We start from the raw sequence: 24,106 nt of genomic DNA on the forward strand, positions 1-24,106 counted from the left end.
GGGCCCCTCTGGAGTTCATATGGCACTGACCTACGACGTTCGTCTCTACTCCATCGAGGTTCGCAAGGACCGCCCGAAGCCCTACCGCCTGCGCTGGCTGGTCGGGGAGCGCAAGCACTCCAAGAGCTACACGCTCAAAGTTCAGGCCGAGGGGCGCCGATCGGAACTCATGTCGGCCGTGCGGTGTGGCGACCAGTTCGACGAGGAAACGGGCCTGCCCGTATCCGAGTTGCGCGCCAAACAGGGCTCCATCACGTGGTACGAGCACAGTCGCGCGTACGTCGACCGGAAGTGGGCGTTGGCCCCTGCGAAGTCGCGGAAGAACTACGCCGATGCCCTGGCAACCATCACCCCCGCGCTGGTGAAGACCAAGACGGGGATGCCCGACACCGCGCTCATGCGGCGCGCGCTGTACGGGTGGGCGTACAACCGGAACCGCTGGAGCGAGCCCCCGCCGGACGATGTGGCCCACGCCCTCGCCTGGATCTCCAAGCACTCCATGCCGGTCTCCGCGCTGGAAGACCCCGCGACTGTACGTCTGGCCCTGGATGCACTGTCCCTACGGCTGGACGGAAAGGAGGCGTCGCCGCGTACCGCGAAGCGCAAGAGGGCCTGCCTGAGCGACGTCCTCGGTCTCGCCGTGGAAGCGCAGTACTTCACCATGCCGGTCAACCCGATCACGGCCGTGAAGTGGACCGCCCCGAAGTCGGTGGAGGCAGTCGACCCCGAGAGCGTCGCCAACCCTCGCCAGGTCCGCGCACTGCTGGCAGGGGTACGTGAGCAGGGCCCCCGTGGGCGGCACCTGGAAGCGTTCTTCGGGTGTCTGTACTACGCGGCCATGCGTCCGGCTGAGGCGGCCGGCCTGCGTGTGAGCCAGTGCCATCTACCGGAAACGGGGTGGGGGATGCTCACCCTGCGCCAAGGGATCGTCCGAGCCGGACGGAACTGGACCGACGACGGGACGGCACATGAGACACGCCACCTCAAGGCCCGTGCCAAGAAGGACTCTCGTCCTGTCCCGATCCCGCCGCACTTCGTCCGTCTGCTGCGGCAGCACATCGCCGCGCACGGCGTAGCACCCGACGGCCGACTCTTCCGGACGAACCGCGGCGGCCTGCTGCAAGAGACCGGTTATGGAGAGGTGTGGGCGCGGGCCCGGAAAGACGTGCTGAGCGAGGCAGAAACAGCGTCTCTCCTGGCTCGCCGCCCCTACGACCTGCGCCACGCCGGCGTCTCGTTCTGGCTCAGCTCGGGGGTGGATGCGATGGAGTGCGCCCGACGCGCCGGCCACAGCATCGCGGTACTGCACAAGGTCTACGCCAAGGTGCTCGATCAGACGCGGGAGCACGCGAACAGCCGAATCGACGCGGCCCTTCGGGAGTGGAACGAGCCGGAGTGACCATGCTCACCCCCGGGGGACGCCTGGGGGACACGCACTGATCAAAGGTGGGATACGGGCGGTACGAGGTGAGACACGTCCACGCCCCGTCCGCGACGAATCGAACGAGGAGAGACAACAAGAAACCCCCTCTGAACAGGTAATTAACCTGATCAGAGGGGGCTTCCCTCAGCGTGGCGGCGCCAGGATTCGAACCTGGGAAGGCTGAGCCGGCAGATTTACAGTCTGCTCCCTTTGGCCGCTCGGGCACACCGCCGGGTTTGCCGCCGGTCGAACCGCTTTTCGGCGGTGCTCTCCGGCAACGACGTAAACGATACCCGATGGGGAGGGGTGCTTCGCCACCCGGATTCCTCACCGCCACGGCCGGGCCGGGTGGCTAGGCTTGTCCGGATGCGGCCCGCGTCCCACGCCGGGCTCGACGGCAGCCCACACACGCCGACACGCATCCGATACGCACCTCGATATCAAGGAGCCACAGGACATGGCCGACTCCAGTTTCGACATCGTCTCGAAGGTCGAGCGGCAGGAGGTCGACAACGCCCTCAACCAGGCCGCCAAGGAGATCTCCCAGCGCTACGACTTCAAGGGCGTCGGCGCCTCGATCTCGTGGTCCGGAGACAAGATCCTCATGGAGGCGAACTCCGAGGACCGGGTGAACGCCGTCCTCGACGTCTTCCAGTCGAAGCTGATCAAGCGCGGGATCTCGCTGAAGGCGCTGGACGCGGGCGAGCCCCAGCTCTCCGGCAAGGAGTACAAGCTCTTCGCGGAGATCAAGGAGGGCATCTCCCAGGACAACGCGAAGAAGGTCGCCAAGCTCATCCGCGACGAGGGCCCCAAGGGCGTCAAGGCCCAGGTCCAGGGTGACGAACTGCGCGTCAGCTCCAAGAGCCGTGACGACCTCCAGGCCGTCATCTCCCTGTTGAAGGGTCAGGACTTCGACTTCGCGCTGCAGTTCGTGAACTACCGGTAGGTCCTGGCTCCCCAGGACCTGGCAGCGGGACGGAAGGGCAGGCGCCTCGGCACCAGTCGCTCTGCCCGTCCGTCCCGGCGGACGGGCGGACGGGCGGACGGGCGGACGGGCGGACAACGGGTACGGCCGATGGGCTGGTGAGCTCGGTGCCGACGCCGGAACGACGGGTTCGCGGGTCAGTCCCGGGAGTTGCCGAACAGGATGCGGTAGACGATCAGGAGCACCAGCGACCCACCGATCGCCGCCGCCCAGGTGGCGCCGTCGTAGAAGTCCTTGGTGATGGGGTGGTCCAGCCAGCGGGCCGATATCCAACCGCCGATGAACGCGCCCGCCACGCCGATGACGGTGGTGCCGATGAAGCCGCCCGGGTCCCGGCCCGGCAGCAGTACCTTGGCGATGACCCCGGCCAACAGCCCCAGAATGATCCAGCTGATGATGCTCATGTCCTGACCCTGCCCTTCCGCGCTGTGCCCGCACCGTCCCGGTGCTGTGATCTCGCTCCGGTCAGGCTGTGCGTCCGCGCGTCGCCCACGGCCCGTTCGTGCGATTTCGTGCGATGTCGCCGGGGACGACGTCCTGGCGGCACCTGGTGGTTCCCCAGCTCAGTAGGGTGCGACCCATGACACAGTCCGGATCGGCGGCCGAGCTGCGGCGCACCCTGGGCGTCGGGGACGCCGTGGTCATCGGGCTCGGCTCGATGGTCGGCGCCGGCATCTTCGCCGCCCTCGCGCCCGCCGCCCGTGCCGCCGGCCCCGGGCTGCTGCTCGGACTCGCGCTCGCCGCCGTGATCGCCTACTGCAACGCCATGTCGTCGGCTCGTCTGGCCGCGCTGTACCCGGCCTCGGGCGGCACCTATGTGTACGGGCGTGAACGGCTCGGGCCGTTCTGGGGATATCTCGCGGGCTGGTCCTTCGTGGTCGGTAAGACGGCCTCCTGTGCGGCGATGGCGCTGACGGTCGGGGCGTACGTCTGGCCGGAGCAGGCGCACGCGGTGGCGGTCGCGGCCGTGGTGGTCCTGACCGCGGTGAACTACGGCGGCGTCCACAAGTCGGCCTGGCTGACACGGCTGATCGTGGTGGTGGTCCTGGCGGTCCTCGCTTCCGTGGTCGTCGTGTGTCTGGGTTCCGGGCAGTCCGACGCCGGCCGGCTGGACATCGGGACCTCCGGAGGGCTCGGCGGGGTACTGGAGGCCGCCGGTCTGCTGTTCTTCGCCTTCGCGGGGTACGCGCGCATCGCGACCCTCGGCGAGGAGGTGCGGGATCCGGCGCGGACCGTCCCCCGCGCGATCCCGCTCGCGCTCGGCATCGCGCTGACCGTGTACGTGTGTGTGGCGGTCGCCGTCCTTTCCGTGCTGGGATCGGGGGATCTCGGGCGGGCTGCCGCGCCGCTGGCGGACGCGGTGCGCGCCGCGGGCGTGCCGGGGCTGGTGCCGGTGGTGCGGGTGGGGGCCGCCGTGGCCGCGCTGGGTTCGCTACTGGCCCTGGTCCTGGGTGTCTCACGGACCGTACTGGCCATGGCCCGGGACCGGCATCTGCCCGGCGCGCTGTCGGCCGTGCATCCGCGCTTCCAGGTGCCGCACCGGGCCGAGCTGGCGGTGGGCGTGGTGGTCGCGGTCCTCGCCGCCACGGTGGACGTGCGCGGCGCGATCGGTTTCTCCTCCTTCGGTGTGCTGGTGTACTACGCGGTGGCCAACGCGTCGGCGTGGACCCTGGATTCGGCCCCGCCGAGGCGGGTCCTGCCGGCGGTGGGCCTCCTCGGCTGCCTGGTCCTGGCGTTCGCGCTGCCGGGAACCTCGGTGGTCGTGGGGGCGGGTGTGCTGGCGGTGGGCGTGGCCGCGTACGGGGTGCGGGCGCGGGTGGGGTCGGGGAGAGGCCGCGGGCAGGGCGGGTGAGGGCGTCGGCGGGCGGGACGCCCGCGTGGCAGGGATGTGGCGTAGCAGGGGGGGCAGTGGTCCCCATGGCTGCACCCGTGACGCCGGAGCACACCGGGCTCGGACCCGTATGACCGGGCCCGTTACGCGGTATGGACGCTCCGGCCGGGTATTCGGGACGCCCGGTGGGGTCGGGCGTGGGCCCGGGCTCCTGCGTGCGGTTTCCTCACCTGCTCGTTCTCCGTCATGTGTTCATGGTGCGGGCTGCCACTGACATCGGGGGCGGCCTGTGGAAAAGCAGCGGCCTGTGGACGACTCCGCTCCGACCACCGCGGCCAGCGGTCGGCGGTCGGCGGTCGGCGGTCGGCGGTCGGCGATCAGCGTGTGGCGAACGGCTGGTCCGTGGGCACGATTTCGCGGCCCAGCGGGAACAGCGAGACCGGGATCAGCTTGAAGTTGGCGATGCCGAACGGGATGCCGATGATCGTGATGCACAGGGCGATACCGGTGACGATGTGGGTGAGGGCCAGCCACCAGCCGGCGAGGACCAGCCAGAGGACGTTCCCGAGACAGGACGGAGCTCCCGCGTCACGGCGCTCGACCGTCGTGTACCCGAAGGGCCAGAGGGCGTAGACGCCGATGCGGAAAGCCGCCACGCCAAAGGGAATTCCGATGATGGTGATGCACAGCAGCAGGCCTGCGAACACGTATCCGAGGAACAGCCAGAAGCCGCTGAGGATGAGCCATATGACGTTCAGGATGGTCTTCACTGGTGTCCTGCCATCTTCTCGAGACGGGCGATGCGCTCCGCCATCGGCGGGTGCGTCGAAAACATCTTGGAGAGGCCCTGGCCCGGGCGGAACGGGTTCGCGATCATCATGTGGCTCGCAGTCTCGATGCGGGGCTCGGGCGGCAGCGGGAGCTGCTTGGTGCCCAGTTCGAGCTTGCGCAGGGCACCGGCGAGGGCCAGGGGGTCGCCGGTGAGCTGGGCGCCGGAGGCGTCGGCCTCGTACTCGCGTGAGCGGCTGATGGCCAGTTGGATGAGGCTGGCGGCGAGCGGGCCGAGGATCATGATCAGCAGCATGCCGAGGATGCCGGGGCCGTCGTCGTCGTTGGACCGGCCCACGGGGATCAGCCAGGCGAAGTTGACCAGGAACATGATCACCGAGGCGAGGGCGCCGGCCACCGAGGCGATGAGGATGTCGCGGTTGTAGACGTGGCTCAGTTCGTGGCCGATGACGCCGCGCAGTTCGCGCTCGTCGAGGAGGCGCAGGATGCCCTCCGTGCAACACACGGCGGCGTTGCGCGGGTTGCGGCCGGTGGCGAAGGCGTTGGGGGCCTCGGTCGGGGAGATGTACAGGCGGGGCATGGGCTGGCGGGCCTGGGTGGAGAGCTCGCGGACCATGCGGTACAGGCCGGGGGCCTCGAACTCGCTCACGGGGCGGGCGCGCATGGCGCGCAGGGCCAGCTTGTCGCTGTTCCAGTACGCGTACGCGTTGGTGCCGAGCGCGATCAGGACCGCGACGAAGAGCCCCGTGCGGCCGAAGAAGCTGCCGATGACGATGATGAGTGCGGACAGTCCCCCGAGGAGTACTGCGGTCCTGAGCCCGTTGTGCCGGCGGTGCACGGTACGCCCTCCAAGTCGTGCGGCAGGGGAACCCTTCGCTTGCGGATCTTGCCTTCTGATCTGCGGTTCCGCTGGTGTCGTGGTGCCACGTCCAGTGGAACCTCCCGTTTTGGACAACGCCAGACGAGGGCCCCGGGTTCCCTTGTGCTCCCGGCGGCGGGCGTGGGCCGTCCGGGTGACGGCTCAGAAGAGGGCGGTGTCGGCGAAGCGCAGAACCAGTTGCGGGGCGCCGGAGAGGGCGATGCCGAGGACCGCGGTGAGGGTGATCGCGGCGGTGAGGGGCGCGGGGACGGGGTGCTTGCCGGTCTCGCCCTCGGGGGCGCGGAAGAGGAGCGCCGTCCAGCGGAGGTAGTAGTACAGGGCGATCACGACGTTGGCCGCCATGACGACGGCGAGCCAGCCGAGGCCGGCGTCGACGGCGGCCGAGAAGACGGTGACCTTGGCGAAGAGTCCGATGATGCCGGGCGGCAGTCCGGCGAGGCAGAGCAGGAAGAAGGCCAGGACGAGCGCGGAGAGCGGGTTCCTCGCGTACAGGCCCTGGTAGTCCGTGACGCGGTTCGCGGCGTGCGTACGGCCGACCAGGGCCGCGACGGCGAAGGCGCCCAGGTTGACGGCGGCGTACATGAGGGCGTAGGCGACGGTGGAGCCGACGGCGTGCTCGGGGTCGTCGGAGTACGCGGCGGCGGCGATCGGGACGAGGAGGTAGCCGGCCTGTCCGACGGAGGACCAGGCGAGCAGACGTACGGCACTGTACGCGCGCGTGGCCTGCTGGCGGAGGGCGCCGACGTTGCCGACGGTCATGGTGAGGGCGGCCAGGGCCGCCAGCGCGGGACCCCAGACGTCGGCGTACGACGGGAAGGCGACGACTGTGACGAGGATGAGGCCGGAGAAGCCCACGGCCTTGCCGACGACCGACAGGTAGGCGGCGATGGGGAGGGGGGCGCCGACGTAGGTGTCGGGGACCCAGAAGTGGAAGGGGACGGCGGCCGTCTTGAAGGCGAAGCCGATGAGGGTGAGGACGACGCCGGTCTGGGCGAGGGTGTGCAGTTGCCCGTCGACGTGCTGGAGGCGGTCGGCCACCTGGGTGAGGTACAGGGTGCCGGTCGTGGCGTAGACGAAGCTGATGCCCAGGAGGCTGACGGCGGTCGCGGTGACGGACGACAGGAAGAACTTCAGGGCCGCCTCGGAGGAGCGGCGGTCGCCGTGCCGGATGCCGACGAGGGCGAAGGCGGGCAGGGAGGCGACCTCGAGGGCGACGACGAGGGTGGCGAGGTCGCGGGAGGCGGGCAGGAGGGCCGCGCCCGCGGCGGAGGACAGGAGCAGGAACCAGAACTCGCCCTCGGGGAGCCGTCCGCGCTCGTCCTTCAGGGCGGTGACCGACAGGAGGGCGGCCAGCAGCGCTCCGCCCAGCACCAGGAACTGGATGACGAGGGTGAAGTGGTCGGCCGTGTAGCTGCACACGCGTGTGCCGCCGGTCAGGCAGAAGGTGGAGCGGTCGCCGTCCAGGAGTGGCAGCAGGAGGGCCGTGGCGGCGGCGAGGCCCGCGACGGAGAGCCAGCCCAGGAGCGGCTTGCGGCTGTCGGGCACGAACAGGTCGGCGACGAGGACGACCAGTGCGACGACCGCGGTGAGGGTGGGTGGGGCGATGGCGAGCCAGTCGACGGACTGGACGAGCGAGGGGGCGGCGGCGAGGTGGCTCATCGGTTGCCTCCTGCGAGGAGCTGCTGCACGGCCGGGTCGGTCAGGCCGAGGAGTGCCTTGGGCCAGAGGCCGGCGACGACGGTGAGGACGACGAGCGGTGTCCAGGCCGCGAACTCGTAGGTGCGGACGTCGGTGAGGCGGGGGGCGTCCTGCGGGAGGGCGCCCATGCAGACGCGGCGGACCACGACGAGGAGGTAGGCCGCGGTCAGGAGCGTCCCGAAGGCGGCGATCGCGGTGAAGGTGAGGAAGGCGGGGCGGCTGAGGTCGTCGGCGGGGTCGAAGGCGCCGAACAGGGCCAGCATCTCGCCCCAGAAGCCGGCGAGGCCGGGCAGGCCGAGCGAGGCGACCGCGGCGAAGGCGAGGAGGCCGCCGAGGCGGGGGGCCTTGCCGTAGAGGGCGGCTCCGGTGTCCTGCGCGAGGGTGTCCAGGTCGGTGGTGCCGGTGCGGTCCTTCAGGGCGCCGACCAGGAAGAACAGCAGGCCGGTGATGAGGCCGTGGGCGATGTTGGCGAAGAGGGCGCCGTTGACGCCGGTCGGGGTCGTGGAGGCGATACCCAGCAGGACGAAGCCCATGTGGCCGACGGAGGAGTAGGCGATCAGACGCTTGAGGTCACCCTTGGCGCCCTCTTTGGCGAGGGCGAGGCAGGCCAGGGAGCCGTAGATGATGCCGACGACGGCGAGGGCGGCGAGGTAGGGCGCGAAGGTGTGGAAACCGTCGGGCGCGACCGGGAGGACGATCCGGACGAACCCGTACGTGCCCATCTTCAGCAGGACGCCGGCGAGCAGGACCGAGCCGACGGTCGGGGCGGCGGTGTGGGCGTCCGGCAGCCAGCTGTGCAGGGGCCACATCGGGGTCTTCACCGCGAGCCCGATCCCGATCGCCAGAACGGCGGTGACCTGCACGGATGTGGTCAGGGACCGGCCGTTGTCAGTGGCGAGTGCCACCATGTCGAAGGTGCCCGCCCTGAGTCCGATCAGGAGCAGGCCGAGCAGCATGACCACGGATCCGAGCAGCGTGTACAGGATGAACTTCCAGGCCGCCCGGGTCCGGCCCGCGCCGCCCCAGCGTGCGATGAGGAAGTACATCGGGATCAGGACCATCTCGAAGGCGAGGAAGAACAGCAGTAGGTCGAGGACGGCGAAGGTGGCGAGGGTGCCGGCCTCGAGGACGAGCAGGAGCGCGACGAAGGCCTTCGGGCTCGGGCCCGCGGGCAGGTTGAAGTACGAGTAGAGCGCGCACAGGAAGGTCAGCAGCGCGGTCAGGACCAGAAGGGGGAGGGAGATGCCGTCGATGCCGAGGTGGATGCGCACGTCGAGTGCGGGGATCCAGCTGATGTCGGTCGTGGCCTGCATCTTCGACGGCTGGTCGTGGTCGAAGCCGAGTGCGAGGACGATCGCGGCGATGAGGATCGCGCCGGTCACGGTGACACCGTGCCGCAGGACGGCCTGCTCGGGTGACTTCCCCTTCAGCCCGGGCGGGGCGGGCAGGAGAGCGGCGGCCGCGCCGAGGAGCGGGCCGGCCACGATCAATGCCAGAAGGAACTGCATCAGGGACTCACTGATATCGATCACGCCTGCTCACGCTCCTGTGGCGACGAGGACTGCGGCGACCACCAGGACGACGGTGCCGGCGAGCAGCGCGCTCACATAGGTCTGGACGTTGCCGGTCTGGGCGCGCCGCACGGCGGCGCCGAGCCAGCGGGGCAGGGTGCCCGCGCCGCGTACGTAGGTGTCGACGACCTCGCGGTCGAGGAACCGGACGAGGCTCGCTGCGGCCTGCACCGGGCGGACGAACAGGGTGGTGTAGAGGGCGTCCAGGTGGAAGCCGGTGGCCGCGTGGCGGTGCAGGGGGCCGAGCAGGAGCCGTCCGGGGTCTGCCGGGTCGGGTGCGGAGGCCACGTCTCCGTAGGCGGGTGCATGGGTCGCGATGGCCTCGGCCTCGACGAGTCCGGCGTCGCCCTCGGGGTGGGCGGCGACGGCGCCGAGCGGGAAGCGGGCCGTGAGTGCGGTGGTGTGCCGCCATGCGCTGTAGAGGAGCAGGCCGCCGGCGAGGGCCAGGCCGGTACCGAGGACGGAGGTGGTGAGGGTCGGGGCGAGGTCACGGCCGTCGAACCAGTCGGGCAGCGAGCGGTAGGCGAACCCGCCGAGGGCGAGGGACGGGATGGCGAGCACCCACAGCACCACGGTCATCGTCAAGGGCTGGCGGCCGTGGTCGGGGGCCTCGGCGCCGTGGCCGCGGAAGGCCAGCAGCCACAGCCGGGTCGCGTAGGCGGCGGTGAGGACGGCGGTGAGCAGGCCGGCGACGAGGACGATCCAGCCGGCTGCGGCGGGGGCGTGCTCGGTGTGGCCGGTGGAGACGTGCTCGGCGGCGCCGAGGACGGTCTCCTTGGAGAAGAAGCCGCTGAAGGGCGGGATTGCGGCGAGTGCGAGGAGGGCCACGGTCATCGTCCAGAAGGCGTCCGGGACGCGGTCGCGCAGTCCGGTCATGCGGGACATGGCGGCCAGCGAGTTGGTGCCGGCGGCGTGGATGATCACGCCGGCCGCGAGGAACAGCAGGGCCTTGAAGGCGCCGTGGGAGAGGAGGTGGAAGACGGCGGCGCCGCGGTCTCCGACGGCGAGGGCGCCGGTCATGTAGCCGAGTTGGCCGATCGTCGAGTAGGCGAGGACCCGCTTGATGTCGTCCTGGGCGAGCGCGGCGAGACCCGAGCCGGCCATGGTGACGGCGGCCATGACGGCGAGGACGACCATCGCGGCCCGGGAGGCCTCGAACACCGGGAGGAGACGGGCGACGAAGTAGACACCGGCGGCGACCATGGTCGCGGCGTGGATGAGCGCGGAGACGGGTGTCGGGCCGGCCATCGCGTCCGGGAGCCAGGTGTGCAGCGGAAACTGCGCCGACTTGCCGGCCACACCGGCCAGGAGCAGCAGGGCGATGGGCGTCGGGTGGTCGAGTCCGCCGTGGGCGACCGTGCCGAGGACCTCGGTGATCCGGAAGGAGCCGGCGTCGCTGGCGAGGGCGAGCAGACCGATGAGGAAGGGGACGTCGCCGAGCTTGGTGACGAGGAAGGCCTTGATGGAGGCGGCGCGGGCCTCCGGGGTCTCCCAGTAGTGGCCGACCAGGAAGTAGGAGCAGATGCCCATCACTTCCCAGCCGACCAGCAGCACGATCAGGTCGCCCGAGTAGACGACGAGGAACATCGCGGAGGTGAACAGGGAGACGAGGGCGGCGTACGAGGGGTAGCGCGGGTCGTCGCGCAGGTAACCCGTCGAGTAGATCTGCACGCAGGTGGCGACGAGGCCGACCAGGGTGGCGACGAGGGCGGCGAAGCCGTCGATGTGCAGGGCGAGTTCGATCGGGACGGAGCCGGTGGGCGTCAGCTCGGTGGCGGCGTCGACGGCCGCGTCCCCGCCCTGGTGTACCGCGACGGTCGCGGCCAGTACGAGGGAGGCGAGCGTCGGCAGGACGGCGAGCGGGCGCACGAAGCCGGGGGCGGTACGGCCGAGGAGCAGACCGGTGACGGCACCGAGGAACGGCAGGAGGGGGACGAGGACGGCGAGGGTGGTCGTGGTCACGCGGTGGCCTCAGCCTTCTCGGCCGTGGGGGCGGTGCCGTCGTCGCCGGCGGGCTCGTCGCCCCCGGCGCTCTCGTGGCCCTCGGCGGTGTCGCGGAGCTTGTCGATGTCCGCGGTGCCGCGGTTGCGGTGGACGGCGAGGACGATCGCCAGGCCGATGCCGATCTCGGCGGCGGCGATGGCGATGGTGAACAGGGTGAGGGCCTGACCGGAGTGCAGGGTCTCCTCGGCGGTCCGGCTGAGCCAGACGTCGAAGGCGACGAGGTTGAGGTTGACGGCGTTGAGCATCAGCTCGACCGACATCAGGACCAGGATCGCGTTGCGGCGGGCGAGGACGCCGTACAGGCCGGTGCAGAAGAGGAGGGCGGAGAGGACGGCGGGATAGGCGAGGTGCATCAGCGGGCGCCTTCCTGCTCGGCCGGATTTTTCCGGGCATCCGGGACGGACGGGGAACTCTTGCCGGTGGCTCGGGAGTTCAGAGGGGGAGAGCTCGACTCCGCCTTCGCCTTGCGGGACAGGACGATCGCGCCGACCAGGGCCGCGAGGAGCAGGACGGAGAGAGCCTCGAAGGGGAGGACCCAGTTCTGGAAGAGGCTCGCGCCGGTGGCCTCGGTGGAGCCGGCGGCCGGGCCGTCGAGGTCGATCCAGGTGGCGCGGAAGGCGTCGACGACGACCCAGACGAGGGTGGCCGCGGCGGCGACGGCGACCGTGAGGGCGGCCCAGCGGTTGCCGGAGTCCGCGTCCGGGGAGCGGCCGATGGGCGCTCTGGTGAGCATCAGACCGAAGAGAAGGAGGACGACGACGGAGCCCACGTAGATCAGCACCTGCACCCAGGCGATGAACTCCGCGGTGAGCAGGAGGTACTCGACGGCGAGGCCGCCGAGGGTCACCACCAGCCAGAGAGCGGCGTGCACCAGCTGCTTGGTGGTGACGGTGACGAGGGCGGCGCCGAAGGTCACCAGGCCGACGAGGACGAAGGCGATCTCCACGCCGGTCGGGGAGAGGAAGCCGTGAGGTGCCTGAGCAAGGGTCACGCCTCGCCTCCCTGGGGGTTGTCCGGTCCGGGCGGAGTGTCCTGGCCTGCCTGGGTGTCCTGCGTCGCCGGGGTGGTCCGCGTCTCCGTCTCCGGGGTGGTCCGAGCGGCAGCCAGCTTCTCGGCCGTCTTGCGGGCGGCGGCGATCTCCTTCGGTTCCTCCGCGCCGGGGTCGAGGGCGGGCGGGGCCGGCACGGTCCACATCCACTCGCGGAGCTTGTCCCGTTCGTGGGTGAGTTCGCGGATGTCGGTCTCGGCGTACTCGAACTCCGGGGACCAGAACAGCGCGTCGAAGGGACAGACCTCGATACAGATGCCGCAGTACATGCACAGGGAGAAGTCGATGGCGAAGCGGTCGAGGACGTTGCGGCTGCGCTCGCGGCCGCCGGGGGTCGCCGCCGGGACCGTCTCCTTGTGGGAGTCGATGTAGATGCACCAGTCCGGGCACTCGCGGGCGCACAGCATGCACACCGTGCAGTTCTCCTCGAACAGGCCGATCACACCGCGGGTGCGGGGCGGGAGGTCGGGCTGTGCGTCCGGGTACTGCTCGGTGACGGTCTTCCGCGTCATCGTGCGGAGGGTGACGGCCAGGCCCTTGGCGAGGCCGGAGCCGGGAATCGACAGACGGGGCCGCGCGGAGGGCGTCGTCGAGGGGCGGTGGTCGGGTGACGGGCGGGACATCAGGAGATCACCACCTTGACGACGCCGGTGAGGGCGATCTGGGCGAGGGAGAGGGGGACGAGGAGAGTCCAGGACAGCTTCTGGAGCTGGTCCTCGCGCAAGCGGGGATAGGTGACGCGCAGCCAGATCACGACGAAGGCGAGGACGGCGGACTTCAGCAGGGTCCAGACCCAGCCGAGGCCGTCGGCACCCCAGGGGCCGTGCCAGCCGCCCAGGAAGAGGACGGTGGTCAGACCGCACAGGACGACGATTCCGGCGTACTCGGCGAGGAGGAACAGGGCGAAGCGGAGGCCGGTGTACTCGGTGTAGGCGCCGAAGATGATCTCCGAGTCGGCTACGGGCATGTCGAACGGGGGGCGCTGGAGTTCGGCGAGGCCGGCGACGAAGAAGACGATCGCGCCGACGATCTGCCAGGGCAGCCACCACCACTCGAAGGCGTCGACGATTCCGGGGAGGGACACCGTGCCGGCCGCCATGGCGACGGAGGCGGCGGTGAGCAGCATCGGAAGCTCGTAGGCGAGGAGCTGGGCGGCGGTGCGCAGACCGCCGAGAAGGGAGAACTTGTTGGCGCTGGCCCAGCCGGCCATGAGCGAGCCGAGGACGCCGACGCCCATCAAGGCCAGGACGAAGAAGACACCGGCGTCGACCACCTCTCCGACGGCGCCCTCGCCGGGGCCGATGGGGATGGCGAGGAGGACCAGAAGGTACGGGAGCAGGGCGACGGCGGGGGCCAGCTGGAAGATACGGCGGTCCGCGCCCGCGGGGACGATGTCCTCCTTCTGTGCGAACTTCACACCGTCCGCGATGAGCTGGGCCCAGCCGTGGAAGCCACCGGCGTACATCGGGCCGAGGCGGCCCTGCATGTGGGCCATCACCTTGTGCTCGGCCTGACCGACGATCAGGGGGAAGGTGAGGAAGACGACGAAGACGACCAGGAGTCGCAGGGCGACGTCGAGAGCGTCGTTCACTGCGGGCCTCCCTGGGGGTTCGCGGGGGTGTCGTTGTCAGGGGCGCCGTTGTCGGAGGCGTCGTTGTCGGAGGCGTCGTTGTCGGAGGCGCCGTTGTCGGGGGCGCCGTTGTCGGAGGCGTCGTTGTCGGGGCTGGCAGTCTCGGGACGGTCGTTCCCCGGGCGGTCGTTCCCGGGGACGGGTGCGGCGTCCGGGGCGTCCGGGTGATCCGTGTCGGGTTCGGGATGCCTCGGGTCCCGTTGCGGAGCGTCGAACGCGGGGCGGGCGTGGTGCCAGGGGGCGTCGGCGCTGCGGGGGGTCTGCGCGCGGCGGGACGCCCCGCTGCCGGTGGCCGACCGACGGCCGGCGGAGCCCTCGGACGCGGCAGACGGGGCGGAGGATGCGGACGACGCCGCGTCGCGCGGGACCGCCGGGGGTTCGGGCGCCGAGGAGCCCGGAGCGGCAGGGGCGGCACCCTTTCGGTCCGGGGGCGTCCCGCCTGAGGCCGGGGACTCCGGGAGCGGGGACTCCGGGGCCGGGGATTCCGAGGCCGGGGACTCGTCGCCCGCGGACGTCTCCCCTGGAGACACGTCCGCTGCCCGCTGAGAGGCCGACCCCTCGCTCGCGCTTCGGGAACGGCGGGGGCCGGCGCCGGAGGCGCTCCGGGGAGTGGCCGGAGCCGGAGCGTCCTCGGTTCCGGCCGCCGACGGGGTTCGCGGTCGGGCGGTGGGCTGGGGCGGGGTCCGGTCGGGCGCCTGGCTCGCCGAGCCCTCGGCGGCCGTCCGCGCTCGTCGTGCGGGGCGTACGGGCGCGGTGGGTGGCGCCTCCGCGGCCCCGGCAGGCCGGCCTGCCGCTTGGCTCGCCGCTTCGCCCGCCGCTCGGCCCGCTTCCCGGCTCACTTGCAGGTCCGCTCCCTGCTCTGCCGTCTCTGCCGTCTCTGCCGTCTGATCCGCCTTCTGGCTGGCCGAGCCTTCGGACGCCGTTCGCGCGCGCCGGGCCGGGCGCTCGCCTGCCGGGCGGGCCGGGCGGTCGCCGGGGGCTGTGCGGGGAGCTCGGACGGGGCGGGCCGGGGCAGGGGGGAGCTGGCCCTTCAAAGGACCCCATTCGTTGGGGTCGGGGACTCCCGGGGGGAGCATCTGGCGGCGCTTGGGACCGCCGTGCTCGGACTCGCCGGGTTCCTTCGCGCCGGGCCAGGCCTTGGCGACGCGGGCGGCGAGGACGAAGTCCTTGCGGAGGGGGTGGCCCTCGAAGTTCTCGGGGAGGAGGAGGTGGTCCAGGGCCGGATGGTTGGCGAAGACGACGCCGAACATCTCGTGGGTCTCGCGCTCGTGCCAGGCCGCGCCCGCGTAGACGTCCACGGCGGAGGCGAGCGTCGGGGCCTCGTGCGGGACCGTCGTGCGCAGCAGCAGTCGGCGGACCGGCGCCAGGGCGACGACGTGGGCCGAGACGTGGAAGCCGGTGCCCGGTTCGTCGACCGCGCTCAGCCAGTCGAAGTAGGTGCAGGACAGCCGGTCGCGGGCCGCGAGCAGTGCCGCGGTCCAGGACCGCGGCGGTACGTCGACCGTCAGGACCTCGTACGACTCCTCGGCGGTGGCCTCCGGACCGAAGAGTTCCTCGGCGGGGGCGGGGAGCCAGCCGACGGTGGTCATCGGGCGTCCCCCTCCGCGGCCGGCGGCCGGACGAGCCCGCTCTGGAGGGCCGCCGTCGAGGGACGGTCGGCGCCGGTGGCGTAGCGCTCCCCCAGCGACTCGCGGGCGATCTTCTCCTGGAGCTTGAGGATTCCCTGGAGCAGCGCCTCGGGGCGCGGCGGGCAGCCGGGGACGTACACGTCGACGGGGATGATCTGGTCGACGCCCTTGGTGACGGAGTACGAGTCCCAGTACGGGCCGCCGCAGTTGCTGCACGCGCCGAAGGAGATGACGTACTTCGGCTCGGGCATCTGCTCGTAGAGGCGCTTGACGGCCGGGGCCATCTTGTCCGTGACCGTGCCGGAGACGACCATCAGGTCGGCCTGGCGCGGGCCCGGCGCGAAGGGGATGACGCCCAGGCGGATGAAGTCGTGGCGTGCCATGGACGCGGCGATGAACTCGATCGCGCAGCAGGCGAGGCCGAAGTTGAAGACCCAGAGCGAGTAGCGGCGGCCCCAGTTCAGGACGACCTTCATCGGCTCCGGGGCGAGACGGGCGAGGGCGCCGAGCTTTCCCGGCTCCCGGCTCTGCCCGGTCGGGGGGATCCTCACCGGATCGGGGAGCAGGACCGGCTCGGGAGTCGCCACCGGCTCGGGGGTGGGCGGGTTCACGTCCATGTCAGGACGCCCTTCTTGTAGGCGTACAGCAGGCCCACGGCCAGGAAGCCGAGAAAGACGAACATCTCCACGAGCGTGGCCGCGCCGTAGCCGGGGGCGGCGAAGATCGTCGCCCAGGGGAACAGGAAGATCGAGTCGACGGCGAAGATGACGTAGAGGAAGGCGTAGACGTAGTAGCGGACCTGGGTGTGGGCCCAGCCCTCGCCGACGGGGTCGACGCCGCACTCGTACGTCAGGAGTTTCTCGGGGGTGGGGACCACGGGGCGCAGCAGGCGGCCCGCGCCGAACGCGACCGCGACGAAGAGCACGCCGATGACGGCGAGGAGTCCGACGACCGCGTAGGAGTCGAAGTAGTCCGACGCCACGACGACCGTCGGTTCCCTCAGCGCTGCTTGCGACGACTGCGGCACGGTCCGTCCCTCGCTCCCCGACCCGACCTCGGTCTGTTCGACGATCTGTACGCACGGGAGTCTAGGGCCTGATAAAGACACGGTAAGCAGGCCGTCACAGCCGGGGCGAGGGGGGTGGGGTTTTCCCCAGGGCCTCCCGGCGGCGAACTCCATGGCGCGGGGGCGCGTCGCGCGGCACGCTGGCACACATGACCGTATCCAAAGCCGCTCCCACGGCCGTGCGTCCGCGCACCGTGCCCGTCGTGCCCGCCGTGGGCCCGGGTGCACCGGGTGCACCCGGTGCGCCGGGGCGCGACGAGCCGTTGCCGCGCGTCCGGTTCGCCTACGACCCGCAGACGTGGAAGGAGATCGCCCACCTTCTGACGAACCTGCCCATGTCGGTCGTCGGCTTCGTCTACGTCATGACGGTGCCGTTCATCGGCGCCACCCTGACGCTCACGGTGGTCGGCCTGCCGCTGCTGGCGGTCGGTCTGCTGGGGGCGCGGCTGATGGGGCGGTTCGAGCGGGGCCGGGCGCGGATGCTGCTCGCGGTGCGGGTCGACGAGCCGAGCCCGCTGCCGCTGCGCCGGGCGGGCAACGTCTTCCAGGGCATGTGGCTGGTCCTGAAGGATCCGGTGGCCTGGCGGACGGTGCTGTACGACTTCGTCCGGCTGCCGTGGGGGATCCTCACCTTCACGGTGACGCTGACGTCGTTGTTCGTGCTGTGGCCGGTGCTGCCCTTCCTGGCGCGGGGGCTGACCAACGCGGACCGGGCGATGGTGCGGGCCCTGCTGTGCCCCTCGGACGAGCTGGAGCGGCGGATCGCCGAACTCGAGTCCGACCGCGGGGTCGTGGTGGACACGGCCGCGGCCGATCTGCGGCGGATCGAGCGGGATCTGCACGACGGCGCGCAGGCGCGGCTGGTCAATCTGGCGATGGGGCTCGGCCTGGCCAAGGAGAAGCTGCTGGAGGACCCGGACGCGGCGTCGGTGATGGTCGAGGAGGCGCACGGCGAGGTGAAGCTCGCCCTCCAGGAGCTGCGGGACCTGGCGCGGGGGATCCATCCGGCCGTGCTGACCGACCGGGGGCTGGACGCGGCACTGTCGTCGGTGGCCTCGCGGTGCACGGTACCGGTGCAGGTGACGGCCGAACTGCCGGCACGGCCGGCGCCGGCCATCGAGGGCATCGCCTACTTCACCGTCTCCGAGCTGCTGCAGAACGTCAGCAAGCACAGTGGGGCGAGGTCGGCGTCCGTGGACGTGTGGCGGGCGGAGAACCGGCTGCTCATCCAGGTGTCCGACGACGGCCGGGGCGGTGCGCGGCTCGACGGCGGGTCGGGGATGCGGGGGCTGGCGGACCGGCTGGGCGCCGTGGACGGGCTGTTCATCGTGGACTCCCCGGTCGGGGGGCCCACGACCGTGACGGCGGAGTTGCCCTGGCGGGACCGGACGGAGCCGGCGCAGTAGGTGACCCCGCCGCGGGGCCGCGCGGCGCTGTGCGGCCCCGGCCGCCCCCGAGGTCCGGCCGTCCCCGAGGTCCGGGGTGGGGAAAACCCCCCTTCCAAGACGCCGACGGACTCCATGGTCCGCACGGCCGGCGCCGAGGAGGGTGGAGGTAGGGGACGACACCTGCGGACGAGACGAGCGGAACGGACGACGCCGATGGCCACGCAGTACGGGCAGTACGGGCAGTACGGGGACTACCAGGACCACGGGGACCACCTGGGCCACGGGAGCCACGGGGACCGTTCGCGGCACGGAGGGACGCCCGGCGCCGGGGCCGGTGAGGGCCGGCGGCATCGGCTGCCGGCCGCGCTGCGGGCACCGGTCGAGGCGCGTGCCTGGCGGGAGTTCGCCTACGTGCTGCTGAGCCTGCCGATCGGCATCGTGCTGTTCACCTTCGCGGTCACGATGCTGTCGGTGGGGGCCGGCCTGCTGGTGACGTTCCTCGGGGTTCCGGTACTGGCGGCGGGGCTGGCGGCGTGCCGTGGCCTCGGGGCGGTGGAACGGGCGCGGGCGCGGGGGCTGCTCGGGCTGGACGTGGCCACGCCGGAGCCGTTGCGGCCGCGGGGCCCCGGGGCGCTGGCCTGGATGGGCGCGGTACTCAGGAGCGGCACGTCCTGGCGCCACGTCCTGTACGCGGTGCTGCACCTGCCGTGGGCGGTGTTCTCCTTCTCCGTCGCGGTCGTGTTCTGGGTGTACGGCTGGACGACGCTGACGTATCCGCTGTGGTTCTGGCTCTTCCCGCTGTACGGCGGGCAGGACGGCCTTCAGCTGTACGGCGACGAGGGGCACCGGGTGTACCTGGACAACCCGTTCGAGATCACTGTGACGGCGTTGGTGGGGCTGTTGTTCACGCTGGCCACGCCGTGGATCGTGCGGGCGCTGACGACGGTGGACCGGGTGATGGTGCACGGGCTGCTCGGGCCGTCGCGGCTGGCGTCGCGGGTGGTGGAGCTGGAGTCCGACCGGGGGGTCGTGGTCGACACGGCGGCCGCCGACCTGCGGCGGATCGAGCGGGATCTGCACGACGGGGCGCAGGCGCGGCTGGTGGCGTTGGCGATGGATCTGGGCCTCGCGAAGGAGAAGCTGCGGGAGGATCCGCGGGAGGCGGCGCGGATGGTGGACGAGGCGCACGGCGAGGTGAAGACGGCGTTGCAGGAGCTGCGGGACCTGGCGCGGGGCATCCATCCGGCCGTGCTGACCGACCGGGGGCTGGACGCGGCGCTGTCGTCGGTGGCCTCGCGGTGCACGGTGCCGGTGCAGGTGGAGGTGGACCTGGTGGAGCGGCCGGCCGCGGCGATCGAGGGGATCGCCTACTTCACGGTGTCCGAGCTGCTGCAGAACGTCAGCAAGCACAGTGGGGCGAGGTCGGCGTCCGTGGACGTGTGGCGGGCGGAGGACCGGCTGCTGGTGCAGGTGAGCGATGACGGTGTGGGCGGTGCGGATGCCTCCGGCGGGTCGGGGCTGGCGGGGCTGGCCGGGCGGCTCGACGCGGTGGACGGGATTCTGGTGGTGGACTCCCCGGCCGGCGGGCCCACGCGGGTGACGGCGGAGCTGCCCTGGCGGGGTGGGGAGTAGGGGTTTCCCCGCGCCCGCCGCACCCGCCCTGCCCTTCCCTTCCCTTCCCTTCCCTTCCCTTCCCTTCCCCCAGAGGCTCCGCCCCTTGCGTCCCGCCGAGCCTGCCGAGGGCTCCGCCCTGAACCCCGGCGGGACTCCCCCTTCACCCCGTACGGGATCCCGGCGGGAATCCCCCTTCACCCCGTACGGGATCCCGGCAAAACTCGCCCCCGCCCCGCGTGGGACCCCGCCCCGCGCCCCGTACGGGACCCGGACAGGACTCCAGCCCCCGCACCCCGCGTCGGGTTCCGCCCCCGCACCCCGTGCGGATCCCGCACGGGCCTCGGCCGGGGCACCACCCCCGGTCCAGTCGGGCGCTGTGTCTCCACCAGCCGTTTGTGGTCGGCTTCGGACCGGGCCGGGGGATTCGGCAGGCCTGAGGGCGCCCCCTGTCGAAGATTTCCTGTCGTCGTCGCCGGACTCGCCCGGCGCGGGGCGATTGCTGGGATGCTGGGGCTGTTCCGTGGACGGACGGGTTGTGGCTGGGGGGCCGGAGAACGTGGAGGTCAGGGTGCGGGTGGTCATTGCCGAGGACTCGGTGTTGCTGCGGGAGGGGCTGACGCGGTTGTTGACGGACCGTGGGCATGACGTGGTCGCCGGGGTCGGGGATGCCGAGGCGCTGGTGAAGACGGTCACCGAGCTGGATGCGGAGGGGGCGTTGCCCGACGTGGTCGTGGCCGACGTACGGATGCCCCCGACGCACACCGACGAGGGGGTGCGGGCCGCGGTACTGCTGCGCAAGTCGTATCCGGGGCTCGGGGTGCTGGTGCTGTCGCAGTACGTGGAGGAGAGGTACGCCACCGAACTGCTGGCCGGTTCCAGCCGCGGGGTGGGTTATCTGCTCAAGGACCGGGTGGCCGAGGTCCGGGAGTTCGTGGACGCGGTGGTGCGGGTGGCCGAGGGGGGTACGGCCCTGGACCCCGAGGTGGTCGCGCAGCTGCTCGGGCGCAGCCGTAAGCAGGACGTGCTGGCCGGGCTGACCCCGCGGGAGCGGGAGGTGCTGGGGCTGATGGCCGAGGGGCGGACGAACTCGGCGATCGCCAAGCAGCTGGTGGTGAGCGACGGCGCGGTGGAGAAGCACGTCAGCAACATCTTCCTGAAGCTCGGGCTGTCACCGAGCGACGGGGATCACCGGCGCGTTCTCGCGGTCCTCACCTATCTGAACTCCTGAGGACGGTGAAAGAGCGCTTTTTCTTCGTCGTGCCTTCTCGCACATCCCGGGCGGTCGGAAATCATGGCTCGTCGGGGCGCCGGGCCGGCTCAGGGCGGTGACCGTCGTGCGAATGGCCGAGGAAGGCGACCCTTACAGACGTAGGGTTGATCCAGGGAGGGTCTGTGGGAAGGCCGCTCCCCCGGACAGCCGCTTCGAGGGAGGTCCAGTTCAGTGACCAGTCAGGTCAGCAGCCCAGCGGAACAGGCCGACGGCAGCGACGGAACGGACGCAGCCGTCGTGGGAGAGCAGCGCAAACCGGGCGGAACGAAGGACGTACGCCGTCTCGACCGGGTGATCATCAGGTTCGCGGGGGACTCCGGTGACGGCATGCAGCTCACCGGTGACCGTTTCACCTCGGAGACGGCGTCGTTCGGCAACGACCTGTCGACGCTGCCGAACTTCCCCGCCGAGATCCGGGCGCCCGCCGGCACCCTTCCCGGCGTGTCCTCGTTCCAGCTGCACTTCGCCGACCACGACATCCTCACACCGGGTGACGCGCCGAACGTGCTGGTCGCGATGAATCCGGCGGCCCTGAAGGCGAACATCGGCGATGTGCCGCGCGGTGCGGAGATCATCGTCAACACGGACGAGTTCAGCAGGCGGGCGATGCAGAAGGTGGGGTACGCGGCCTCGCCGCTGGAGGACGGGTCCCTCGACGGTTACCAGATCCACCCGGTCCCGCTGACCACGCTGACCGTCGAGGCACTCAAGGATTTCGACCTCACCCGCAAGGAGGCCGAGCGCAGCAAGAACATGTTCGCGCTCGGCCTCCTTTCGTGGATGTACCACCGGCCGACCGAGGGGACCGAGAAGTTCCTGAGGTCGAAGTTCGCGAAGAAGCCGGACATCGCGGCCGCCAACATCGCGGCGTTCCGGGCGGGCTGGAACTTCGGCGAGACGACCGAGGACTTCGCGGTCAGCTACGAGGTGGCCCCGGCGGCGAAGGCGTTCCCCGTCGGCACCTACCGGAACATTTCCGGGAACCTGGCGTTGGCGTACGGGCTGATCGCCGCGTCCCGGCAGGCGGACCTTCCGCTGTTCCTCGGCTCGTACCCGATCACGCCGGCCTCGGACATCCTGCACGAGCTGAGCAGGCACAAGAACTTCGGCGTGCGCACCTTCCAGGCCGAGGACGAGATCGCGGGGATCGGCGCGGCGCTGGGGGCGGCGTTCGGCGGCTCCCTCGCCGTCACCACGACCTCGGGTCCGGGCGTGGCGCTGAAGTCGGAGACCATCGGGCTCGCCGTGTCGCTGGAACTGCCGCTGCTGGTCGTCGACATCCAGCGGGGCGGGCCCTCGACCGGGCTGCCGACCAAGACCGAGCAGGCGGACCTGCTGCAGGCGATGTTCGGGCGCAACGGCGAGGCCCCGCTCCCGGTCGTCGCGCCCCGCACGCCCGCCGACTGCTTCGACGCCGCCCTGGAGGCGGCCCGGATCGCGCTGACGTACCGCACGCCGGTGATGCTGCTCTCGGACGGCTACCTCGCCAACGGCTCCGAGCCCTGGCGGATCCCCGAGCTGGACGAACTGCCGGACCTGGCGGTGCAGTTCGCGCAGGGTCCCAATCACACCCTTCAGGACGGCTCCGAGGTCTTCTGGCCGTACAAGCGCGACCCGCAGACCCTCGCCCGGCCGTGGGCGGTGCCGGGCACGCCGGGTCTGGAGCACCGGATCGGCGGGATCGAGAAGCAGGACGGCAGCGGCAACATCTCCTACGACCCGGCCAACCACGACTTCATGGTCCGCGTCCGGCAGGCCAAGATCGACGGCGTCGACGTGCCGGACGTCGAGGTGGACGACCCGCACGGGGCGAGGACCCTGGTCCTGGGCTGGGGTTCCACCTACGGGCCGATCACCGCGGCGGTACGGCGGCTGCGGGCGGCCGGGGAGGCGATCGCGCAGGCCCACCTGCGGCATCTGAACCCGTTCCCGAAGAACCTGGGCACGGTGCTGGAGGCGTACGACAAGGTCGTGGTCCCGGAGATGAACCTGGGCCAGCTCGCCACCCTGATCCGGGCGAGATACCTGGTCGACGCCCGCTCGTACAACCAGGTCAACGGCATGCCGTTCAAGGCGGAGCAGCTCGCCTCGGCTCTCAAGGAGGCCATCGATGGCTGAGACGTCCACGGAAGGCACGGGCACGATCGGGGCGCTTTCGCTCGTCCCCAGGGCCGAGGGCCGCCAGTCCATGAAGGACTTCAAGTCCGACCAGGAGGTCCGCTGGTGCCCCGGCTGCGGTGACTACGCGATCCTGGCCGCCGTCCAGGGCTTCATGCCGGAGCTGGGGCTGGCCAGGGAGAACATCGTCTTCGTCTCGGGCATCGGCTGCTCCTCGCGCTTCCCGTACTACCTGAACACCTACGGGATGCACTCGATCCACGGGCGGGCCCCGGCGATCGCGACCGGGCTCGCCACCAGCCGGCGCGACCTGAGCGTGTGGGTGGTGACCGGGGACGGGGACGCCCTGTCCATCGGCGGCAACCACCTCATCCACGCCCTGCGGCGCAACGTGAACCTGAAGATCCTGCTGTTCAACAACCGGATCTACGGGCTGACCAAGGGGCAGTACTCGCCCACCTCCGAGGTCGGCAAGATCACCAAGTCGACGCCGATGGGTTCGCTGGACGCGCCGTTCAACCCGGTGTCGCTGGCGCTCGGCGCGGAGGCGTCGTTCGTGGCGCGCACGATCGACTCCGACCGCAAGCACCTGACGGAGGTGCTGCGGCAGGCCGCCGCCCATCCGGGCACGGCGCTGGTGGAGATCTACCAGAACTGCAACATCTTCAACGACGGCGCCTTCGACGCGCTGAAGGACCGCGAGTCGGCCGAGGAGGCGGTGATCCGCCTCGAGCACGGGCAGCCGATCCGGTTCGGCGCCGACCGGTCCCGGGGGGTCGTGCGGGACCGTGCGACCGGCGATCTGAAGGTGGTGGCGGTGACCGCGGAGAACGAGTCCGAGGTCCTGGTCCACGACGCGCACTCCGCGTCCCCGACCACCGCGTTCGCGCTGTCCCGCCTCGCCGACCCGGACACCCTGCACCACACGTCGATCGGCGTCCTGCGCTCCGTCGAGCGGCCGGTCTACGACACCCAGATGTCCGACCAGCTCGACGCGGCCGTCGACCGCCACGGCAAGGGGGACCTGGCGGCGCTGCTGGCGGGCGGGGACACCTGGACGGTCGTCGGCTGAGCGGCGGCGACGCACCGCACACGTCGCACGAAGGCCCGGAACCGCGACGGTTCCGGGCCTTCGTGTTCACCCGTACGGATGCCGGCGGTAC

The 24,106-nt window shown here is 71.3% G+C and carries 21 protein-coding genes, 1 tRNA gene and 1 pseudogene; 9 read left to right on the plus strand and 14 right to left on the minus strand.

Translation table 11 applies throughout. The annotated features are described in order from the left end of the window. Positions 1-19: 19 nt before the first annotated feature. Positions 20-1,399 carry a tyrosine-type recombinase/integrase gene (locus ACIP5W_RS20470; RefSeq protein WP_401475166.1) on the plus strand — a complete coding sequence of 460 codons (1,380 nt, stop codon included), beginning with the start codon at positions 20-22 and terminating at the stop codon, positions 1,397-1,399. A gap of 174 nt (positions 1,400-1,573) precedes the next feature. On the opposite strand, the gene ACIP5W_RS20475 is transcribed toward ACIP5W_RS20470, so the two are convergent. Beyond that, a tRNA-Tyr gene (locus ACIP5W_RS20475) sits at positions 1,574-1,655 on the minus strand. A gap of 225 nt (positions 1,656-1,880) precedes the next feature. On the opposite strand from ACIP5W_RS20475, the gene ACIP5W_RS20480 reads away from it, so the two are divergent. Continuing rightward, entirely contained in the window at positions 1,881-2,369 is a 489-nt protein-coding gene (locus ACIP5W_RS20480; protein ID WP_401475169.1) for a YajQ family cyclic di-GMP-binding protein, read from the plus strand. A 176-nt stretch (positions 2,370-2,545) separates the two neighbouring features. Here ACIP5W_RS20480 and ACIP5W_RS20485 read toward each other — a convergent pair whose 3' ends face one another. Further along, positions 2,546-2,812, minus strand: a complete 267-nt coding sequence (locus tag ACIP5W_RS20485) for a GlsB/YeaQ/YmgE family stress response membrane protein (RefSeq protein WP_401475172.1) — start codon at positions 2,810-2,812, stop codon at positions 2,546-2,548. Positions 2,813-2,988: 176 nt separating this feature from the next. On the opposite strand from ACIP5W_RS20485, the gene ACIP5W_RS20490 reads away from it, so the two are divergent. After that, a complete protein-coding gene (locus ACIP5W_RS20490) occupies positions 2,989-4,260 on the plus strand; it encodes an APC family permease (protein WP_401475175.1) in 1,272 nt (423 codons plus the stop codon). A gap of 356 nt (positions 4,261-4,616) precedes the next feature. On the opposite strand, the gene ACIP5W_RS20495 is transcribed toward ACIP5W_RS20490, so the two are convergent. From ACIP5W_RS20495 to ACIP5W_RS20535, 9 genes are all read right to left on the minus strand, one after another. Then, positions 4,617-5,009: a YccF domain-containing protein gene (locus tag ACIP5W_RS20495; protein ID WP_401475178.1), complete on the minus strand. Its 393-nt coding sequence runs from the start codon at positions 5,007-5,009 to the stop codon at positions 4,617-4,619. Then, positions 5,006-5,866: a zinc metalloprotease HtpX gene (gene htpX / locus ACIP5W_RS20500; RefSeq protein WP_401475181.1), complete on the minus strand. Its 861-nt coding sequence runs from the start codon at positions 5,864-5,866 to the stop codon at positions 5,006-5,008. The genes ACIP5W_RS20495 and htpX overlap by 4 nt, the downstream gene beginning before the upstream one ends. 183 nt (positions 5,867-6,049) lie before the next feature. Then, positions 6,050-7,567 carry an NADH-quinone oxidoreductase subunit N gene (locus tag ACIP5W_RS20505; RefSeq protein WP_401475184.1) on the minus strand — a complete coding sequence of 506 codons (1,518 nt, stop codon included), beginning with the start codon at positions 7,565-7,567 and terminating at the stop codon, positions 6,050-6,052. After that, a complete protein-coding gene (locus tag ACIP5W_RS20510; RefSeq protein ID WP_401475187.1) occupies positions 7,564-9,138 on the minus strand; it encodes a NuoM family protein in 1,575 nt (524 codons plus the stop codon). The genes ACIP5W_RS20505 and ACIP5W_RS20510 overlap by 4 nt, the downstream gene beginning before the upstream one ends. A 6-nt stretch (positions 9,139-9,144) precedes the next feature. Beyond that, the gene (locus ACIP5W_RS20515) at positions 9,145-11,139 is read right to left on the minus strand and encodes an NADH-quinone oxidoreductase subunit L (RefSeq protein WP_401475190.1); all 1,995 of its coding nucleotides are present in this window, start codon (positions 11,137-11,139) and stop codon (positions 9,145-9,147) included. After that, positions 11,136-11,534, minus strand: a complete 399-nt coding sequence (nuoK, locus tag ACIP5W_RS20520; protein ID WP_401475193.1) for an NADH-quinone oxidoreductase subunit NuoK — start codon at positions 11,532-11,534, stop codon at positions 11,136-11,138. Before nuoK ends, ACIP5W_RS20515 begins: the two co-directional genes overlap by 4 nt. Next, complete coding sequence (locus ACIP5W_RS20525; protein ID WP_401475196.1) at positions 11,534-12,172, minus strand: NADH-quinone oxidoreductase subunit J; 639 nt, start codon at positions 12,170-12,172, stop codon at positions 11,534-11,536. The genes nuoK and ACIP5W_RS20525 overlap by 1 nt, the downstream gene beginning before the upstream one ends. Then, positions 12,169-12,741 (minus strand): 4Fe-4S binding protein, encoded by a 573-nt coding sequence (locus ACIP5W_RS20530; protein ID WP_401475555.1) that lies wholly within the window; start codon positions 12,739-12,741, stop codon positions 12,169-12,171. Before ACIP5W_RS20530 ends, ACIP5W_RS20525 begins: the two co-directional genes overlap by 4 nt. Before the next feature lie 110 nt (positions 12,742-12,851). After that, complete coding sequence (locus ACIP5W_RS20535; protein WP_401475558.1) at positions 12,852-13,796, minus strand: NADH-quinone oxidoreductase subunit H; 945 nt, start codon at positions 13,794-13,796, stop codon at positions 12,852-12,854. Here ACIP5W_RS20535 and ACIP5W_RS20540 point away from each other — a divergent pair. Further along, a pseudogene (locus ACIP5W_RS20540) lies at positions 13,731-13,898 on the plus strand (hypothetical protein); the annotation flags it as partial. The gene ACIP5W_RS20535 and the pseudogene ACIP5W_RS20540 overlap by 66 nt on opposite strands. Here the strand turns inward: ACIP5W_RS20540 and ACIP5W_RS20545 are convergent. From ACIP5W_RS20545 to ndhC, 3 genes are read right to left on the minus strand one after another with little or no spacing between them, the layout of a single operon-like run. Continuing rightward, entirely contained in the window at positions 13,817-15,448 is a 1,632-nt protein-coding gene (locus ACIP5W_RS20545) for an NADH-quinone oxidoreductase subunit C (protein ID WP_401475199.1), read from the minus strand. The pseudogene ACIP5W_RS20540 and the gene ACIP5W_RS20545 overlap by 82 nt on opposite strands. After that, positions 15,445-16,104, minus strand: a complete 660-nt coding sequence (locus ACIP5W_RS20550; RefSeq protein WP_401475202.1) for an NADH-quinone oxidoreductase subunit B — start codon at positions 16,102-16,104, stop codon at positions 15,445-15,447. Before ACIP5W_RS20550 ends, ACIP5W_RS20545 begins: the two co-directional genes overlap by 4 nt. Then, on the minus strand, positions 16,095-16,490 hold the full coding sequence (gene ndhC / locus ACIP5W_RS20555; protein WP_388710380.1) for an NADH-quinone oxidoreductase subunit A: 396 nt from the start codon (positions 16,488-16,490) through the stop codon (positions 16,095-16,097). Before ndhC ends, ACIP5W_RS20550 begins: the two co-directional genes overlap by 10 nt. Before the next feature lie 212 nt (positions 16,491-16,702). On the opposite strand from ndhC, the gene ACIP5W_RS20560 reads away from it, so the two are divergent. The 5 genes from ACIP5W_RS20560 (at position 16,703) to ACIP5W_RS20580 (ending at position 24,015) form a co-directional block, all read left to right on the plus strand. Then, on the plus strand, positions 16,703-17,959 hold the full coding sequence (locus ACIP5W_RS20560) for a sensor histidine kinase (protein WP_401475205.1): 1,257 nt from the start codon (positions 16,703-16,705) through the stop codon (positions 17,957-17,959). A 195-nt stretch (positions 17,960-18,154) separates the two neighbouring features. Then, positions 18,155-19,573: a sensor histidine kinase gene (locus ACIP5W_RS20565; protein ID WP_401475208.1), complete on the plus strand. Its 1,419-nt coding sequence runs from the start codon at positions 18,155-18,157 to the stop codon at positions 19,571-19,573. A 550-nt stretch (positions 19,574-20,123) separates the two neighbouring features. Further along, the gene (locus ACIP5W_RS20570) at positions 20,124-20,783 is read left to right on the plus strand and encodes a LuxR C-terminal-related transcriptional regulator (RefSeq protein ID WP_401475211.1); all 660 of its coding nucleotides are present in this window, start codon (positions 20,124-20,126) and stop codon (positions 20,781-20,783) included. 213 nt (positions 20,784-20,996) lie between these two features. Continuing rightward, entirely contained in the window at positions 20,997-22,943 is a 1,947-nt protein-coding gene (locus tag ACIP5W_RS20575) for a 2-oxoacid:acceptor oxidoreductase subunit alpha (protein WP_401475213.1), read from the plus strand. Then, positions 22,936-24,015, plus strand: coding sequence for a 2-oxoacid:ferredoxin oxidoreductase subunit beta (locus ACIP5W_RS20580; protein WP_401475216.1), 1,080 nt, complete (start codon positions 22,936-22,938; stop codon positions 24,013-24,015). The genes ACIP5W_RS20575 and ACIP5W_RS20580 overlap by 8 nt, the downstream gene beginning before the upstream one ends. Positions 24,016-24,106: the final 91 nt, after the last annotated feature.

It is taken from the genome of Streptomyces sp. NPDC088766, from assembly GCF_044750845.1.
In the GTDB taxonomy this organism is placed as follows: Bacteria; Actinomycetota; Actinomycetes; order Streptomycetales; family Streptomycetaceae; genus Streptomyces.